This is a genomic window from Prevotella sp. CAG:255, assembly GCF_000431195.1.
GTDB lineage: Bacteria > Bacteroidota > Bacteroidia > Bacteroidales > Bacteroidaceae > Prevotella > Prevotella rara.
This window is the reverse complement of the sequence record NZ_HF986834.1, coordinates 1-1,763: the sequence shown is the minus strand read 5'-3', so window position 1 is coordinate 1,763 and position 1,763 is coordinate 1. Positions and strand designations below refer to the sequence as shown.

The 1,763-nt window shown below is 40.5% G+C and carries 2 protein-coding genes; one reads left to right on the top strand and one right to left on the bottom strand.

Annotation, left to right across the window (positions count from 1 at the left end):
- The coding region (locus QVO66_RS10455; RefSeq protein ID WP_288172818.1) for a hypothetical protein at positions 1-221 on the top strand (221 nt) is incomplete at its 5' end.
- 72 nt (positions 222-293) lie between these two features.
- On the opposite strand, the gene QVO66_RS10450 is transcribed toward QVO66_RS10455, so the two are convergent.
- Positions 294-1,604 carry an ATP-binding protein gene (locus QVO66_RS10450; RefSeq protein ID WP_021855435.1) on the bottom strand — a complete coding sequence of 437 codons (1,311 nt, stop codon included), beginning with the start codon at positions 1,602-1,604 and terminating at the stop codon, positions 294-296.
- Positions 1,605-1,763 lie beyond the last annotated feature (159 nt).

Here is a 1,763-nt window from a genome sequence, read left to right as displayed (position 1 = left end):
TTGTCCTCTTTGCAAATATACACATAATTGATGAACAACGCAAATCACAAGTTAATATATTCCTGTTTTATCATCATGGACTTCATAGAAAACCGAAGGCAAATGTAAACAACAATATAATCATCCACTCATGCGGCGTGTGCCTACAACAAACGAAAGAAAAAGAAATGCAGCTTTTTTACAAGGATTTCAGGGTGATACTTATATATGTACCATATTGAAAGATAAAATCCTGCATTCTGTTTACCATGAACAATGTTATTCAACAAAGAGAAAAGCTGCATATAAAGTGTTTATAAAAAATCTTTCAGTCTATCGGTAAGATATAGTGGAATGTTTATCAGGTTGTCATCCTTGCGTAGGTTCCTTGTTGAAAAACGTATTGCTATATCTGGTTCATATTTCTTTCTGTATTCTGAAAGGCTTTTGGCAGTTACGCTGTTTCCTGATTTAACCTCAATGGGAATAATCCTACCATTATATTGCAACATAAACTCTATCTCCGCCGTATTACCAGACGACCAGTAGAATTGCTCCTCACCGAACTGCCGTACAAGAGAAGTCAAGACATAATTTTCTGACAACACGCCTTTGAATTCTGTAAACAGCCTGTCGCCAAGCAAGACTGACGTAGGTTCAAGACGGAATTTAGAGCGCAACAATCCTACGTCGGAAAGATACATCTTGAAGTATGAACTGTTTTTGTATGCTGCCAAAGGAATGCGCGGAGTGTTGACGCAAAACACACGATGCGTAAGACCGGCAAGACATAACCATTCGATAGCGTTTTCATATTCACGTGCCCTTGCCCCTTTCTGTATTTCCGTGTAGCGGAACTTCCTGTTGTCACGCGCCAAATGTCCTTCAATATTATTCCATACGGCGAAAACACGTGGAATATCCCTTGCCGCTATATGTTTGGAGAAGTCAAGTGAATATGCCAGGAGGATGTTTTGCAGGATTGTGTCCACCTGCCGCCAATCGTATGTGTCTGCGTATCGGCTTACGGCTTCAGGCATTCCGCCAAGTACGAGATAAGTTTTGTATGCGTCAACAAACTTTGAATGGATTACTTCGGGTAGAGGTTCAATGTCTGTTATGCCTTGTAATATTTCCGCCAAGTCGGGGTTAGTTGCTGCCAAGTATTCGGAAAACGAAACAGGATACATGTGCATGAAATCAACCTTGCCAACAGGAAACGATGCCCCTTGACGGTTCAAAGCCACGCCAAGTAACGAACCGGCACAAACAATGGCATACTCCGGTGCTTGTTCACAAAAATATTTGAGGCTGTTCAGGGCGTCGTTACATTCCTGTATCTCGTCGAGTATTACAAGAGTTCGCCCAGGTTCTATCTTCATCCCGGACACCATTGACAGCACGTTAATTAAGCGTTTTGGGTCTTTGGTACGGGCAAAGTCCTGCTTAATTTCCGGCATTGTGTCGAAATTGACATATACGCAGTTGTCAAAACAGTCTTTACCAAACTTGTTAAGAACCCACGACTTGCCTACCTGCCTTGCTCCTTGAAGCACCAAAGGCTTGCGGTATCTGCTGTCCTTCCATGCTGCAAGGTCTTTCAATATGCTTCTATATATCTCCATTCGTGTCTATTTTTGGCAAAGATACATATTTTAGGTAGTAAAAACGTGATGATTAAACGTTTTATCGTACATTATGAATGTAGTATTAAATATAATTAAGAAATGTTTTATTAAATCTGATTTAATTTCACAAGAATGTTTTTCATCATCTGTCTTGCC